A 16,717-nucleotide genomic window follows, 5' to 3' on the forward strand; every position below is an offset into this window, starting at 1 on the left:
TTTCACAAAATTCAAACGTTTTCGTTTGGAATAATTGAATTTTCACTAGGTACTTTTTAAAGAACACTCAAGAAAATGCTATATTGAAACAATGAAAGGGCCATATGCAAAGGGTCAAATACCACTAAACTAACTCAATACGAATGAAAATAAATAAACCAAAATTGAGTTTCTGGCAAATCTGGAACATGAATGTCGGATTCTTGGGGATACAATATAGTTTTGGATTACAGCAAAGTGCCATCAATCCAATTTTTCTTTTTTTAGGAGCTGCCGAAGAGATTTTGCCAATTTTGAATATTGCCGGTCCCATTACCGGACTCATTGTCCAACCAATTATTGGTGCAGTTTCTGATAAAACCTGGTCACCACGTTGGGGAAGAAGAAAACCCTTTTTCTTGATTGGGGCCATTTTAGGTAGTTTATGTCTTTTTGCATTTCCATTAAGTCCTGCCCTTTGGTTTGCAGTTGGGTTACTTTGGATTTTGGATGTGGGTAACAACATGGCCATGGAACCTTATCGCGCTTTTGTTGGAGACAAACTTCCAGACAGCCAGTTAAGTATTGGATACCAAATGCAAAGTCTTTTTGTGGGTGCGGGTATTCTTTTGGCCAATGCATCTATTTTTCTCTTTCAAGATTGGTTTGGGGGCGGAGAAGAAGTAGCTGGACAAATTCCGAAATGGTTGTACTATTCATTTTTTATCGGTTCGTTCTTATCTATAACCACTATTTTATGGTCTGTATTTAAGACTCCAGAGATACCTCCCAGTGATGAGGAATTAGCCGAAATCAACAGACATAAAACTCTTCCCTTTATTGAACGGTTTAAGCTCCCTTTTATAGAAATAAAACATGCCGTAAAGGATATGCCCAAATTCATGTGGAAACTGTCTGCTGTATACCTTTTTCAATGGTATGCACTTTTTGTGTATTGGCAGTTTATCACACCTCTGTTTAGAACCACGATGGGATATGACACTTCACAAGCTGCGGCCCAAGCTGCCAAGATGAGCACAACCTATAACATTGTTACCGCGGTAGTAGCGTTAATATTGGTCCCATTAACCATTCGATTTGGAGGAAAAAAGATTTACGCGCTCAGCCTTTTTGGAACCGCCTTGGCCTTGTTTGCCATTCCAAACATTACAGACCCCGTATATGTCTTGTTTCCAATGGTATTGTTTGGTATTGGATGGGCAGCAATGATGGGGATTCCCTATAGTATGGTTTCCAAAATTGTTCCCCAAGAAAGAAGGGGAGTTTATATGGGTATTTTAAATATGATGATTGTGATTCCAATGGGAATTCAGACATTGACATTTGGACCTATATTCAAAAACATTTTAGGAGGAAACGCTGCAAATGCAATGCTCTTCGCAGGGACATGTTTTGTAATTGCATCCATATTGGCAATGCGCTTAAACGTAAAAAAGGAGAACTCCACTGAATCTTGATATAAACGTCTTTTAAAAATTTAACTGGAAACAAAAGATAAGGGTATTCACTAGTTGGCGAATACCCTTACCTTTGCCCATTATTTCAGAACTATCTATATGAGCAAAGAAAAACAACGTAGGGAAGCCTTGTTGTACCATGCCAAACCACAACCAGGAAAGATAAAGGTGGTCCCCACCAAACCCTATTCTACCCAAAGGGATTTGGCATTGGCCTATTCCCCTGGAGTTGCAGAGCCTTGTTTGGAGATAGAAAAAAACAAGGACGATGTTTATAAGTATACCGCAAAAGGAAATATCGTAGCGGTGATTTCCAACGGAACAGCTGTTTTGGGTTTGGGTAACATAGGACCGGAAGCATCCAAACCGGTTATGGAAGGAAAAAGTCTACTATTTAAGATTTTTGCCGATATCGATGGAATCGATGTAGAATTGGACACTACGGATGTGGATAAGTTCATCGAAACCGTGAAAATCATTGCTCCCACTTTTGGAGGAATCAACCTGGAAGATATCAAAGCTCCTGAGGCATTTGAAATAGAGCGAAGGTTGAAGGAAGAACTTGATATTCCGGTAATGCACGATGATCAACACGGTACTGCGATTATTTCTGCAGCAGCTTTGTTGAATGCACTTGAGTTGACCGGCAAAAAAATGGAAGATGTAAAAATTGTCGTCAGTGGTGCAGGTGCAGCTGCGGTTTCCTGTACAAGGTTGTACAAAGCTTTTGGTGCTAGAGCAGAGAATATTGTGATGCTGGATAGCAAAGGGGTTATTCGAAAAGACAGGGACAACTTGACCACCGAAAAACTGGAGTTTGCTACGGAAAGGAAGATAGATACGTTGGAAGAGTCGCTTCAAGATTCAGATGTATTTATTGGTTTATCCATAGCTAATATTCTAACTCCTAAAATGCTTAAATCCATGGCAAAGGATCCCATTGTATTTGCCATGGCGAATCCCGACCCCGAGATTGAATATAATTTGGCTTGTGACACTCGAGATGATATCATTATGGCTACGGGGCGTTCTGATCATCCCAACCAAGTGAACAATGTTCTGGGCTTTCCCTTTATATTTCGGGGTGCATTGGACGTTCGTGCCACCAAAATCAATGAGGAAATGAAAATGGCTGCTGTACGGGCCTTGGCTGATTTAACTAGGGAGCCAGTACCGGAGCAGGTGAACATTGCATACGATACCACAAGGTTGACTTTTGGAAAGAAATATATTATTCCAAAACCCTTCGACCCACGGCTCATTACAAAAATCCCACCAGCCGTGGCAAAAGCAGCTATGGAATCGGGTGTGGCCAAAGCACCCATAAAAGATTGGAAAAAGTACGAGGAAGAGCTTTACCAAAGATCAGGAAACGATAACAAAGTGGTCCGCTTGCTACATAACAGAGCCAAGGTAAATCCAAAGCGAATCGTATTTGCAGAAGCCGAATTGTTGGATGTTTTGAAAGCCGCTCAAATTGTTCATGATGAAGGTATTGCTCAACCCATTTTACTTGGAAATAGGGAGACTATTGAAAAGTTGAAAAAAGAACTGGAATTTGACGCTGACGTACCAATCATAGATCCTCGTGCTGATGAGTCCAAAGAAATCAGGACCAGGTATGCCCATAAGTTATGGGAATCTCGCAAACGAAAAGGGGAGACAGAGTACAGCGCACGAATCAACATGGGTAAACGAAATTACTTTGGCTCCATGATGTTGTTGGAAGGTGATGCCGATGGCATGATTTCTGGGTATTCCAGAGCGTATCCGAAGGTATTAAGGCCTGTTTTTGAAGTAATTGGAAGGTCCAAGGGTGTAAAGAATGCCTCTACGGTAAATATTATGATAACCGAAAGAGGGCCTTTGTTTTTGGCAGATACCTCAATCAATATAGACCCAAGCGCTGAGGAACTGGCAGAAATTGCTTTAATGACCGCAAATGTGGCCTCAACCTTTGGTTTCAATCCGGTTATGGCACTTTTATCTTATGCTAACTTTGGCTCGTCCAGCCATCCCAATGCGCAAAAGGTAAGGGAAGCTGTCCGAATTTTGCATGAAAGAAATCCAGATTTGGTAGTGGATGGGGAGATTCAAACGGATTTTGCCCTAAGTCAAGATCTTTGCCACAATAATTTTCCGTTTTCCAAACTAGCGGGCAAAAAAGTGAACACCTTTGTATTTCCAAATTTGGAATCAGCCAACATTACCTATAAGCTTTTGAAAGGGCTTCACAACGCCGATTCCATAGGTCCAATTATGGTTGGTTTGCGTCGTTCAGCTCATATACTACAGCTGGGTGCCAGCGTTGACGAAATGGTAAACATGGCTGCGGTTGCCGTTATCGATGCACAAGAGCGGGAAAAACGCAAGAAAGCCAAAACGGGAGAAGAATAACAATCAAAACCCCAATCAACCAATGATAAACCATTTAAAGGGAAAATTAGTAGAGAAGAATCCCACCTTCGTTGTTGTGGAATGCAACGGAGTAGGGTACTTTTTAAACATTTCGCTTCACACTTTTTCTTTGATAAAAGACGAGGAAAACATTCAAATTTTCACGCATCTTCAAGTACGTGAAGATTCCCATACACTTTTTGGGTTTATAGAAAAATCGGAACGGGAAATTTTTAGACTTTTGATTTCAGTATCTGGAATTGGTTCCAGTACGGCACGTACAATGTTATCCTCTTTAACACCCCAACAAATAAAAGAAGCAATTGCCAATGGAGATGTCCCTTCCATCCAGGCAATCAAGGGGATAGGAAGCAAAACTGCCCAGCGTGTCATTTTGGACCTCAAGGATAAGATTTTGAAAGTGTACGAAATGGATGAAGTTTCCCACATCTCAAACAATACTGGCAAAGAAGAAGCGTTATCTGCTTTAGAGGTTCTCGGTTTCACCCGGAGGCAATCTGAAAAGGTGGTCGACAAGATTGTGAAAGAGGATACTTCGCTAAGCGTAGAGGACATTATTAAACAGGCGCTTAAAAATTTGTAACTAGTTTGAAAAGAGGGGCAAAACCAATACTTAATCCGACAGGATTTAAGTGCTTTTTCATGTGTATCTGTTTTATGTTCGTTTCCGTGGCATTTGCCCAGGAAACCGATGAACAGGCTCAAGACTCTACCAAAACAGGAGTTGCCCTAGGTCGTCTCAAGTTGGAGAACCCTAAAAGCATCGTCTCAAAATACACTTACGACCCCACTCTTGACCGATATATCTACTCTGAAACTATTGGTGAATTCGATATTTCTTACCCTATAATCCTAACCCCGGAACAATTTTTTGAACTGGTACGAAGGGAAGGGATGAAATCCTACTTTAAGGATAAAATTGACGCCTTCACGGGAAAAAAAGAAGGAAGCGAAGAAGCACGTAAAAATCTTTTGCCCAATTTTTATGTGAACAGTAGCTTTTTTGAATCCATTTTTGGCGGAAATACAATCGAAGTGATTCCCCAGGGTTCCGTTGCAATGGACTTGGGAGTCCTTTGGCAAAAAAATGACAACCCGGCACTTTCTCCCAGAAACCGAACCAATCTTTCCTTTGATTTTGACCAACGAATCAGTCTTAGCCTCTTGGGAAAGGTGGGTGAGCGACTTCAGGTAACGGCAAACTATGATACGGAAGCCACTTTTGACTTTCAGAATCTAGTGAAGTTGGATTATACACCTACTGAAGATGATATTCTTCAAAAAATAGAGATCGGTAACGTAAATATGCCCTTGAACAGTTCCCTGATCACTGGCGCTCAGAGCCTATTTGGGGTAAAAACACAGCTGCAATTTGGTAGGACTACGGTTACCGCTGTTTTTTCGGAACAGCGTTCTCAAAACAATACTGTGGTAGCCCAAGGAGGAGGAACTGTTAATGAGTTTGCATTGACCGCTCTGGACTACGACGAAGACAGACACTTTTTCTTATCCCAGTTTTTTAGGGATAGCTATGATGAAGCCCTGCAAAACTACCCCTTCATCCGAAGTCAAATACAGATAACCCGTCTAGAAGTATGGGTGACCAACAGGAATCAGCAAACCCTAAATGTAAGGAACGTGGTTGCGATTCAAGATTTGGGTGAAGCAGAATTAGGAAGAAATGGAGATGAAAAAACAAGAGTGGGTATTGCTGGAGGAGACCCTGCAGGATTTTTTAATATAGCAGGAACTGAAGTTTTTCCTCAGAATAGTGTAAATGATTATGACCCGTCCCTTATTGGAAATGGTGGTGTGCTTACCGAAGCTGTTCGCGATATAGCGACGGTGGATTCAGGATTCAATTTTTCAACGGGCTACTCGGCAAATCAAGGATTTGATTATGCCATTTTGGAAAATGCCAGAAAGCTTGAAGAGGGTAGGGATTACCAACTAAATACCCAATTGGGATATATCTCCTTGAATCAGCGATTAAGTAATGATGAGGTTTTAGGTGTGGCCTATCAATACACCAATACTTTGACCGGTGAAGTGTTTCAAGTAGGGGAGTTTGCCAATGGAGGCATAGATGCTACGACCGTTTCGGGAGTTGGAGTCAATCCAATTATTGAAAACAATACTTTGATTCTTAAGTTGTTGAAGAGTAACATCACCAATGTGGAAGATCCTATTTGGGATTTGATGATGAAGAACATCTACTCCACGGGAGCTTTTCAATTGACACAAGAGGACTTTCGGTTAAACATCCTATATTCCGACCCTACACCCAGAAACTATATAACACCAGTGGTTGATTTTCCAGCTCCCGAAGCTGGACAAAAGCCTTTGGAGGAAAGGATATTATTGGAAGTATTCAATTTGGACCGACTGAATGTGTATAATGACGTCCAACCAGGAGGAGATGGATTCTTTGATTATGTACCCGGAATAACCATAGATACGCAATCGGGAAACATCATATTTACCAAAGTGGAACCTTTTGGGGAATTTCTTTTTGAAGAATTACGAAGCAGCGCCACTGAAATCTATGATGTGGATAATGATGTGGGCTACAATCCCAATCAGGAGCGCTATGTATTCCGAAATATGTATGCGCTAACCAAGGCGGCTTCACTCCAAGATGCAGAGAAGAATCGTTTTCAATTGAAGGGACGGTATAAGTCTCAAGGAAATAATGGAATCCCGATTGGCGCATTTAATGTGCCTCAAGGTTCAGTGAGGGTTACTGCTGGAGGAAGGCAACTACAGGAAGGAATAGATTTTACGGTCAACTATCAAGCAGGGACCGTACAGATTTTGGACCCAAGCCTGCAGGCATCCAATACACCTATCAATATTTCTGTGGAAAATAACGCGGTGTTTGGGCAACAGACGAGGAGATTTACAGGAATTAACGTTGAGCATCAATTCAGTGAGAACTTTCTGCTGGGAGGTACTTTATTGAATTTGAATGAAAGGCCACTTACCCAAAAAGCTAATTTTGGGGTAGAACCTGTGAACAATACTATTTTTGGTCTGAATGGAAATTTTAGCACCGAAATTCCCTTTTTGACCCGTTTGGCAAATAAGTTGCCCAATATTGATACTGATGTGCCTTCCAATCTTTCAGTTCGTGGAGAAGTGGCATTTTTACAACCCAATTCACCTAAAAATGCAGATTTTCAAGGAGAGACGACCAGTTATTTGGATGATTTTGAAGGGGCACAGGCATTGATTGATATTCGCTCTTCTTTGGGATGGACCTTAGCAAGTCCACCAGTGGAATTCATTCAAGACCGTACCGATATTGATGTGGGCTTTGAGCGTGCAAAGATGTCCTGGTATACTATTGACCCTATCTTTTATACCAACCAAAGACCAGCAGGTTTAAGTGACAATGATATTTCCTTAAATTCAACACGAAGGGTTTTTATTGATGAGGTGTTTACCGAGACGGATATAGCACAGGGGCAGACCCAGGTGCAGGGCACTTTGGACATTGTGTACTATCCAAATGATAAAGGACCCTATAATGCCAATCCTAGTTTTGAAACCGAAACACCCAATGAGAAATGGGCCGGTATCATGCGACCCTTGAGCAGTACAAATTTTGAGCAATCCAATGTGGAATTTGTGCAATTCTGGGTATTAGACCCTTACATTGATGGAGAGACCAACGGCGGTAATGTTGGAGAATTGGTATTGAACCTAGGTAATATATCGGAAGACATTTTAAAAGACGGAAGAAAACAATATGAAAATGGACTTCCAGCGAGCACCAATAACGAAATTCCTAGGCCAACCATATGGGGACAAGTGCCATCCACTCAGTCTTTGGTATATGCATTTGATGCGGATGAAACCAACAGAACCCAACAAGATGTAGGTTTTGATGGATTGAACGATGCTGAAGAACAAGCTATTTATAACGGACCGGCTGAAGACCCTGCCTTGGACAACTACATATACTATTTGAATAGGGAGGGGAGCATTTTGGAGAGATATTTTGACTTCAACAATCCTGATGGAAACTCCCCGGTTGAGGTAACCAATACCAATCGTGGGTCTACTACTTTGCCAGATGTTGAGGATATAGACCGTGATTTGACCATGAATACTGTGGACAGTTATTACGAGTATCGAATTCAAATACGGCCCAACACAACAATTGATGACCAATATGTAACCGATATTCGAGAGGGACAGACTCCTCAACTACCCAACGGTACGACCCTAAATAGAAGATGGATTCAATATAAAATCCCATTAAGCGATTTTACTGAAGCCGTAGGTGGTATAACGGATTTCCGTTCCATTAGTTTTATGCGAATGTACATGACAGGATTTTCAGATGATATTGTACTACGCTTTGCAACTTTGGATTTGGTGCGTGGCGATTGGAGAACATTCACCAACTCCCTGCAACCTGATGTGGATAATGATCCTTCGGACGATGGAACGATAACCGATGTGAACGCAGTGAACATTGAGGAGAATTTTGCACGTCAACCTATACCCTATGTGTTGCCTCCGGGAGTGATAAGGGAACAATTGAACAACAACAATACGATTATCCGTCAAAATGAGCAGTCCCTATCTTTTGTGGTGGAGAACTTGGAATCTGAGGATTCGAGGGGAGTTTTCAAGAATGTGAATATTGATATGCGTCAGTACGAGCGTATAAAAATGTTCATGCACGGGGAGAAAATATTGAATGGGGACTATTCGGACGATGATACCCCTTTGGTTGGATTTCTAAGGATTGGTACGGATTTCTCGGAAAACTTCTATCAAATAGAACTTCCGCTGCAGTTCACGCCCTTTGGTTCGGTTACTCCAGAAGACATTTGGCCTGATGTGAATGAAATTGATTTAGCTCTTTCAGATTTGAACAGAGTTAAATCAGCCGGGATAGCAAGTCAGACTTTAAATCAGGTGGTTTTTTATGAGGTTGTTGATGGTGAAGTGATTGAGGTGGATGAATTTGCGCCGCGAACTTTGGGAAGATTACGAATTGGGATAAGAGGAAATCCGTCATTGGGAAGCATACGCTCCATGATGGTAGGGATTAAAAATATTGATGACCTACCCGCTAGAGGCGAAGTTTGGTTTAACGAGCTTCGTTTGGCGGGATTGGATAATAATGGAGGTTGGGCTGCAGTGGCCGCCTTAGACGCAAATATGGCCGATTTTGCCAACGTTACGGCAACTGGAAGCCAAAGCACCTCAGGTTTTGGTTCCATAGACCAAAAACCAAATGAACGTTCGCGGGAAGATGCCATCTCATACGACGTGGTGACCAACGTGAATGTTGGACAACTTTTTCCTAAAAAATGGGGGCTTCAGATACCTTTCAATTACGGAATTTCAGAAACCTTGATTACACCAGAATTTGACCCCGTTTTTGACGACCTTAAACTGGAGGACCGGATAGATGCAGCAGAAACCGCAGAGGACGCCGAAACTATTCGGGAACAGGCTGAGGACTATACAAAAAGAACGAGTATTAATTTAATAGGAGTAAGGAAGAATAGAGGCGAAGAAGCCAAGGAAAACTTCTTCGATATAGAGAATTTCACGTTTAACTATTCTTATAACGAAACGGACCATAGAGACTTTCAGGTGGCTGAACTTCGAGATCAAAATGTGAATACCGGATTTGTATACAATCACAATTTTAAACCAGCTCCTGTGGCGCCTTTTGCCAAAAAAGATTCTTTGTTTACCGGAAAATATTGGCAATGGTTGAAAGACTTGAATTTAAACCTTCTCCCAACTAGTCTATCAGTAAACGCCAACTATAACAGAACATTTAATCAGCAACGTTTTAGGGATGTTTTGGAACCTGGGGTGGAAGCATTGGATTTGCCTTTGTTGCAACAGCGAAACTATCTTTTTAACTGGCAATATGCCCTTAATTACAGTATCACGAAATCGCTTCGGGTCAATTTAACCTCATCAAACAATAACATAGTTAGGAATTTCTTCAACGAGGAAGGTAATCGCGATTCAGGAATCAATGAGACCTTGGATATTTGGGATGGCTTCTTTGATGTAGGTGAGCCCAATAGACATTCGCAACAAATGCAACTAAACTATGAGCTTCCTTTCAGTAAGTTTCCTTTCTTGAATTTTATCAATGCCCAGTACACCTATACCAGTAATTTTGACTGGCAACGTGGAGGGGACGCTTTGAACGAGGTAGTTCAAGAAGAAAACCCTGGAGAACAAATTAACACCGTTCAAAATGCAAATACACATAACCTTACGGCCAATCTCAGCATGCAACGGTTCTATGATTTTCTTGGTCTGAAAAAAAGGGACGGAAAAGTAGCTGCCAACCAACAGCCAAGAAGGGATAAGGATGGGAATCCTGTTGACGAGAAACCTATCAAGAAAACCAGTAAGACCTTCAACACTTTGGTGGACTTTTTCACCATGGTGAAGCGTGTGAACGTAAACTACAGTGAAAACAATGGTACGGTCTTACCTGGATATACACAGTCCATTGGATTTTTGGGAACAACACGACCTACATTAGGTTTCGTTTTCGGAAGCCAATCGGATATTCGCTTTGAGGCGGCAAGAAATGGATGGCTAACGGATTTTTCTGGATTTAACTCCCAGTTTTCAAAGGTAACCAACAGGCAATTGAATATTACAGCTACGGCACAACCTACTCAGGATTTGACAATAGATTTGATAGCAGACAGACAGTATTCAGAGAATTTCCAGGAAAACTTTAGAATTGAAGATGGGGAATATGTGCCATTGGCGCCCAATACGTTCGGGAACTTTACCATATCCACTTTAATGATTTCAACGATTTTCTCTAAAAGTGATGAATTCGATTCCGAGACCTTTGATGAATTCAGAGATAATAGAATAATCATTGCCAACCGATTGGTTTCGGACAGGGGTGAAACCCCAGGGGCTTTGGATGAAGAAGGATTCCCAGAGAGGTATGGAAAAACGCAACAAGATGTGCTACTACCGGCATTCTTTGCGGCATATACAGGTCAAGACGCAGAGCGGGTAAATTTGGATGCCTTTAGGCAGATTCCGATACCTAATTGGAACATTAAATATACCGGTTTGATGAAGAATCGATGGTTTAAAAAGAAATTCAAACGATTTTCATTAAGCCATGGATACCGTGCGGCCTATAGTGTCAATTCATTTCAGACCAACTTGGAACGTCAAAATACGGACGTCAATCCTGATAACGGGGATGTGCTTCCGGAAAACATTATTAATAGCGTTGTGTTAACAGATCAGTTCAATCCTTTGGCACGGGTTGATTTTGAAATGAAGAATTCCTTTAGCTTTTTGGCCGAGGTGCGAACGGATAGAACCTTGTCCCTGAGTTTTGATAATAGCCTTTTGACCGAAATTAATGGCCAGGAATATACGGTTGGATTGGGGTATCGTTTTAAAGATGTAAAGTTTGTAACCAATATTGGTGGTGAGCGAACTAGACTTAAAGGAGACTTGAATTTAAAAGCGGATTTTTCTCTACGGGATAACATCACAATTATCCGCAATCTAGATATTGACAACAATCAGATTACTTCCGGACAGCAACTGATTTCGTTTAAGTTTACTGCTGATTATGCATTGAGTAGAAATTTCAACGCCCTGTTTTTTTACGATCATAACTTTTCCCAATTTGCTGTATCCACAGCTTTTCCACAGACTACGGTCAATGCAGGATTTACGTTGCGCTACAATTTTGGGAACTGATTCTCCTTCCACTTTTTCATGTTGATTTTGTTTAAGAAAAATCTTGAAAAGCTATGCCCAATCCGTTACATTTGTGACAGGACTAAAACTTTTTGAAACAAATGAACATACCAGCAGAACTAAAGTACACCAAAGACCATGAATGGGTAAAAGTAGACGGCGATGTGGCCACAGTGGGAATCACAGATTTTGCCCAAAGTGAGTTGGGAGACATTGTTTACGTTGAGGTGGAGACTTTAGACGAGACCTTGGACCAGGAAGAGGTATTCGGAACCGTGGAAGCCGTAAAAACTGTTTCTGATTTGTTTCTGCCCTTGAGCGGTGAAATAATTGAATTCAATGAATCTTTGGAAGATGAACCTGAAAAGGTGAACTCTGACCCTTACGGTGATGGTTGGATGATTAAGATTAAGATTAGTAATCCTTCAGAGGTGGAAGGTTTAATGAGTGATGCAGATTACAAGACCTTAATTGGTGCTTAAAAAAAACGTATTTACCATATTGTTCATAGGCTGGTTGATTGTTATTACATCACTCAGCCTATTTTCTTTTTCTGGGTTGGATACAGGCTCAATATCTATTCCATATGCCGATAAAATAACGCATTTTGGTTTCTATTCGGGTTTTGTGGTTTTAGGCTGTCTTAGCGTTTGGGAGTGGAGACGCGAAAAAATTACCTTGAAAAAGGCACTATGGATCATGGTGATAACAGCCATATTTTATGGCATGGGAATTGAGGCGTTACAATATAGTATGACGAAAGACCGTATGGCAGAATGGGGAGATGTATTGGCCAATAGCATTGGAGCGTGCATAGGAGGACTAGCCATCTTGTGGTATTTTACTAAGAAAGAGCCGTTAAAATGGAAACTTTAATTGCTACTTAAACAAAAAAAATTTTAAATTAGCGAATACTAAACTCAAAAAAATGGAATTAAAAAAGAATCCGAAAGCTGATGTAGGAAAAAACAGCACCCTCTATTTTGTTATAGGGCTAGCAGCTGTTTTAGGATTGGTCTATGGGGCCATGGAATGGAAAAAGTATGATAAAGCGAATGACTACGACATTTCTTTAAATGTTGAAGATCAGTTGGATGAGGAGGTGCCGATGACGGAGCAAATTAAGACGCCACCGCCACCACCGCCACCAGCAGCTCCAGAAGTAATTGAAGTTGTTGAGGATGAGGAAGAAGTTGAAGAGACTGTGATAGAATCAACTGAAACCAGCCAAGAGGAAGAGGTTATGGAGGTTGAGGAAGTTGAGGTTGAAGAAGTTGAAGAAGATATTTCGGTTCCTTTTGCAGTAATTGAAGACGTACCCGTTTTTCCAGGATGTGAAAAAGCAAGTAATAAAAAGCAATGTTTCCAAGAGATGATGCAGAAGCACATCCGTAAAAACTTCCGTTACCCAGAGATTGCCCAGGAAATGGGAGTGCAAGGAAGGGTAAATGTGATTTTTGTAATCCAAAAAGACGGTAGTATCGGAAACATTAGGATGCGTGGACCGGATAAAAACTTAGAAGCAGAAGCTTTAAGAATTATTAAAAGGTTGCCTAAAATGACTCCAGGGAAACAAAGAGGTAGAGCGGTAAAAGTTCCATTTAGTATTCCGATTACCTTTAAGTTGCAGTAAGAGATTCTAAGAAATTATAAAAAAGCCCCGGCAGTTTTGCTGGGGCTTTCTACTTTTTAGCAAAATCATGAGTCACATCCTAGTGCTAAAAGGACTTGCTTTAATGACACTTTAAAAATGAAAAAAACCTTATCAGCTCTTTTAACCGTTTCCGTGCTGATTATTCTTTTTATTGGTTTTGTAATTGTTGCGGTTGTAAGTCAGATGCAGGGAAGCGAAGAAAAGCGGAAGGATTTTATTGAACTTTTAGATAAGACCAACTACTACTTTGTTGGGGAAGTGAGGCTAATAGAAAAAATCCACAAAGGAGTGGGGTTCATCTGTCTAGAGAAGCATGAGTTTAATGAAACGGGAGAGAAGCAATTGGTTTTTAATAATAATATCGTATCCATGTTAAATGATAAAGGTTATGTGGTTCAACTTGGTCAAATTTCCTTTAGGTCAAAAGATAACAAAGAACTAAATGTGAAAGTTGGAGATATTGTAAAGTATAACTTTGACAATAGTGGTCTTTATCAGGTGTTTAGAAACGATACTTTAATTTATGAAGATCATGCAATAATCGATAATCCAACATTGCAAAAAAGGTTTTTGCAATTTTTTCAAAACTCATGTAAATAAAAAACAGAACCCAATTACCTTGGTTTCCAATTGTTTCTCACAGGAAGATAGTCTAACAAAATATACCGACAATAACCATAACAAAAGCTGGGGTAATTCGTTTTTTTAAGATTCTTCCACTGTAATAGCCCGGTTTATAGTTTTTGATGTTATTCTTAAGAGCAAACTGTTCATTAAGAAAACCTAAAAAGTAAACAAACCCACCTAAGCGGTTGGAAAAGAAGCTTTCCAGCGTTATCTTTGCGCCCCAATAAACGTTGTAGATGAAGTCGGCCGTAGGTTCCTTAAAAAGTACATCTCTTGCTCTGTTCTATTCTGATTTTAAGGAAATCACGAAAGCTAAATTGGCGGTCAGCGTTGTTTTCTCCTCCATTGCCGGATATTTTTTGGGAGCCTATCAGATAGACCTTTGGTCTGTTTTGTTGTTGGCCTTTGGAGGTTACTGTATGGTGGGGGCTTCCAATGCCTATAACCAAGTAATTGAACGCGACCTGGATGCGCTCATGAAGCGAACGCGGAATCGGCCCATTCCTTCAGGACGGATGACGGTAAACATGGCGATGACCATTGCCATTGTGTTGACCTTATTGGGTGTTTTGGCATTGTATGCCTTGAGCCCAAAGACAGCTCTTTTCGGTGCCATATCCATCTTTTTATATACCAGTGTTTACACCCCGTTAAAGACAAAAACGCCACTTGCGGTTTTCGTCGGGGCTTTTCCTGGTGCCATACCCTTTATGTTGGGTTGGGTTGCGGCCACCAACGATTTTGGTATAGAGCCTGGGACCCTTTTTATGATTCAGTTTTTTTGGCAGTTTCCCCATTTTTGGGCACTGGGTTGGATGTTGGATGATGATTACAAAAGAGGAGGGTTTAAAATGTTGCCCACAGGGAAAAAGGATAGGAGCACCGCTTTGCAGATTATATTATACACCTTTTGGATGATTGTGATTTCGATAATGCCTGCTTTTGGGTTTACGGGACGACTCCATCTAACAATCCCAGCTGCTGCTTTAGTCTTGCTTTGCGGATTGGTGATGTTGCTTTTCGCATTTAACCTCTATATCAAAAAGGATAATCCTTCCGCGAGGAAGTTGATGTTGGCCAGTGTGACCTACATTTCGTTGATTCAGATAATTTTTGTTGCAGATAAATTGATTAGTTGATAGTATGGATTTGACCCAAGGAACCGCAAAACAGAAGAACGACCGCGCCAAAAAAATGATGCTTTGGTTCGGTATTGTGAGTTTGATCATGGGATTCGCAGGATGGACCAGTGCCTACATTGTAAGTAGCAAACGAACCGATTGGATTAGTGATTTGGACTTGCCCCAAGCTTTTTTGTGGAGTACTGCCACAATAATTTTGAGCAGTCTCACTTATATTTTGGCCAAAAATTCAGTAAAAAAAGATAACCAAAGACAAGGGACTTCATTTCTTTTGGCCACATTGGTACTTGGAGGGATTTTTATAGCATTACAATTTGTTGGTTTTTCGCAAATGTTGGAAAACGGCTATTATTTTACGGGTCCTACGAGTAACATCAAAATGTCCTATGTATTTTTGATTGCAGCGGTGCATATCGTGCACGTAGTGGCTGGTATTATTTCGCTCTTGGTGGTGCTTGTGCAACAATTGCGTTCAAAATACACACCAGAGAATATGTTGGGCTTGGAATTGGGTGCTACATTTTGGCATTTTTTAGATATTTTGTGGGTGTATTTGATACTTTTCATGTATTTCGTAAAATAATTTTTTTGAAGGGGAGTTTTCATTCCACTTTGCCTTTTGGAATACAGTAAAAGGTGTATTTTTGCTAAAGTTTTATTAAAACGAACATATTTATGGATTCTACGGTTACAACCGGTGCAGAAGATAACGTTTGGGGAGGCGGCAACCGCCCACTAGGCGCAAGCTACGGAAAATTGATGATGTGGTTCTTTATTGTCTCGGATGCTTTGACCTTTTCGGGTTTCTTGGTGTCTTACGGCTTTTCCAGGTTCAAGTTTATAGAGACTTGGCCTATCGCCGATGAGGTGTTTACCCACGTTCCTTTCTTCCATGGTAATTATCCAATGTACTATGTGGCCTTTATGACCTTCATACTGATTATGTCTTCTGTGACCATGGTGTTGGCTGTGGATGCAGGGCATAGAATGATGAAGAACAGAGTAATCCTGTATATGTTCCTTACCATTATTGGAGGTGCTATTTTCGTCGGTTCACAAGCTTGGGAATGGGCCACTTTCATTAAGGGTGATTTTGGTGCCTTAGAGACAAAGGGAGGTAGAATCCTTCAGTTTGTAAATGCTGAGACTGGAGAGCGCGCCGCTTTGGCCGAGTTCTCAAAGACTTTACCCGAAGAACGAGTAAAACATGAAGGTTCCAACGGAATTTGGTATCAAAAAGAAGGTTACAAAACATCGTACTCTTTAAATGAAGTGATTGAAGGATTCAAAGCGAGTCCAAACATTCTGATTCGTACGGAAACCATCAATGAAGAGGGTGAAAAAACGTTACTTACCCGTCAAGAATCTTTGGCAAAATTGAAAGATGCCAAACTGGTGGTGGAAGGAGCTAATTTGATTCGCAATGAATATGGTAGTCGCCTATTTGCCGACTTCTTTTTCTTCATTACTGGATTCCACGGTTTCCACGTATTCTCAGGTGTGGTTATCAATGTGATTATCTTTTTCAATGTGATTCTTGGCACCTATGAGCGCAGAGGCCACTACGAAATGGTGGAAAAAGTTGGGTTGTACTGGCACTTTGTAGATTTGGTCTGGGTTTTTGTATTCACATTCTTTTATTTGGTTTAATTTTCTATGTCATTCCTGCTCAGGCAGGA

The 16,717-nt window shown here is 40.9% G+C and carries 11 protein-coding genes; all 11 read left to right on the forward strand.

The genetic code is table 11. From position 1 onward, the window contains the following. Positions 1-143: 143 nt before the first annotated feature. The 11 genes from CLV81_RS08530 to CLV81_RS08580 all read left to right on the forward strand — a co-directional run bounded on the left by CLV81_RS08530 (position 144) and on the right by CLV81_RS08580 (position 16,688). Entirely contained in the window at positions 144-1,457 is a 1,314-nt protein-coding gene (locus tag CLV81_RS08530; RefSeq protein WP_106144597.1) for an MFS transporter, read from the forward strand. A 99-nt stretch (positions 1,458-1,556) separates the two neighbouring features. Then, positions 1,557-3,854 (forward strand): NADP-dependent malic enzyme, encoded by a 2,298-nt coding sequence (locus CLV81_RS08535; RefSeq protein ID WP_106144598.1) that lies wholly within the window; start codon positions 1,557-1,559, stop codon positions 3,852-3,854. A gap of 22 nt (positions 3,855-3,876) precedes the next feature. Next, a complete protein-coding gene (gene ruvA / locus CLV81_RS08540) occupies positions 3,877-4,458 on the forward strand; it encodes a Holliday junction branch migration protein RuvA (RefSeq protein WP_106144952.1) in 582 nt (193 codons plus the stop codon). A gap of 5 nt (positions 4,459-4,463) precedes the next feature. Then, entirely contained in the window at positions 4,464-11,615 is a 7,152-nt protein-coding gene (gene sov / locus CLV81_RS08545; protein ID WP_470299657.1) for a T9SS outer membrane translocon Sov/SprA, read from the forward strand. A 101-nt stretch (positions 11,616-11,716) separates the two neighbouring features. Beyond that, positions 11,717-12,097 carry a glycine cleavage system protein GcvH gene (gene gcvH / locus CLV81_RS08550; protein ID WP_106144600.1) on the forward strand — a complete coding sequence of 127 codons (381 nt, stop codon included), beginning with the start codon at positions 11,717-11,719 and terminating at the stop codon, positions 12,095-12,097. Continuing rightward, complete coding sequence (locus CLV81_RS08555) at positions 12,090-12,491, forward strand: VanZ family protein (RefSeq protein WP_158259103.1); 402 nt, start codon at positions 12,090-12,092, stop codon at positions 12,489-12,491. Before gcvH ends, CLV81_RS08555 begins: the two co-directional genes overlap by 8 nt. A gap of 52 nt (positions 12,492-12,543) precedes the next feature. Then, entirely contained in the window at positions 12,544-13,248 is a 705-nt protein-coding gene (locus CLV81_RS08560; protein WP_106144602.1) for an energy transducer TonB, read from the forward strand. 117 nt (positions 13,249-13,365) lie between these two features. Beyond that, entirely contained in the window at positions 13,366-13,869 is a 504-nt protein-coding gene (locus CLV81_RS08565) for a hypothetical protein (RefSeq protein WP_106144603.1), read from the forward strand. Between the two features lie 263 nt (positions 13,870-14,132). After that, positions 14,133-15,035 carry a heme o synthase gene (cyoE, locus tag CLV81_RS08570; protein ID WP_106144604.1) on the forward strand — a complete coding sequence of 301 codons (903 nt, stop codon included), beginning with the start codon at positions 14,133-14,135 and terminating at the stop codon, positions 15,033-15,035. Between the two features lie 4 nt (positions 15,036-15,039). Next, positions 15,040-15,621: a cytochrome c oxidase subunit 3 gene (locus CLV81_RS08575; RefSeq protein WP_106144605.1), complete on the forward strand. Its 582-nt coding sequence runs from the start codon at positions 15,040-15,042 to the stop codon at positions 15,619-15,621. Between the two features lie 92 nt (positions 15,622-15,713). Further along, positions 15,714-16,688: a cytochrome c oxidase subunit 3 gene (locus CLV81_RS08580; protein ID WP_106144606.1), complete on the forward strand. Its 975-nt coding sequence runs from the start codon at positions 15,714-15,716 to the stop codon at positions 16,686-16,688. Positions 16,689-16,717: the final 29 nt, after the last annotated feature.

The organism is Flagellimonas meridianipacifica (genome assembly GCF_003001695.1).
Lineage (GTDB): Bacteria > Bacteroidota > Bacteroidia > Flavobacteriales > Flavobacteriaceae > Flagellimonas > Flagellimonas meridianipacifica.

Excerpts from the sequence above, each read along its gene's own strand:
- CLV81_RS08530 (WP_106144597.1), top strand. The coding sequence starts at position 144 with ATGAAAATAAATAAACCAAAATTGAGTTTCTGGCAAATCTGGAACATG.
- CLV81_RS08535 (WP_106144598.1), top strand. The coding sequence starts at position 1,557 with ATGAGCAAAGAAAAACAACGTAGGGAAGCCTTGTTGTACCATGCCAAA.
- ruvA (WP_106144952.1), top strand. The coding sequence starts at position 3,877 with ATGATAAACCATTTAAAGGGAAAATTAGTAGAGAAGAATCCCACCTTC.
- gcvH (WP_106144600.1), top strand. The coding sequence starts at position 11,717 with ATGAACATACCAGCAGAACTAAAGTACACCAAAGACCATGAATGGGTA.
- CLV81_RS08560 (WP_106144602.1), top strand. The coding sequence starts at position 12,544 with ATGGAATTAAAAAAGAATCCGAAAGCTGATGTAGGAAAAAACAGCACC.
- CLV81_RS08565 (WP_106144603.1), top strand. The coding sequence starts at position 13,366 with ATGAAAAAAACCTTATCAGCTCTTTTAACCGTTTCCGTGCTGATTATT.
- cyoE (WP_106144604.1), top strand. The coding sequence starts at position 14,133 with ATGAAGTCGGCCGTAGGTTCCTTAAAAAGTACATCTCTTGCTCTGTTC.
- CLV81_RS08575 (WP_106144605.1), top strand. The coding sequence starts at position 15,040 with ATGGATTTGACCCAAGGAACCGCAAAACAGAAGAACGACCGCGCCAAA.
- CLV81_RS08580 (WP_106144606.1), top strand. The coding sequence starts at position 15,714 with ATGGATTCTACGGTTACAACCGGTGCAGAAGATAACGTTTGGGGAGGC.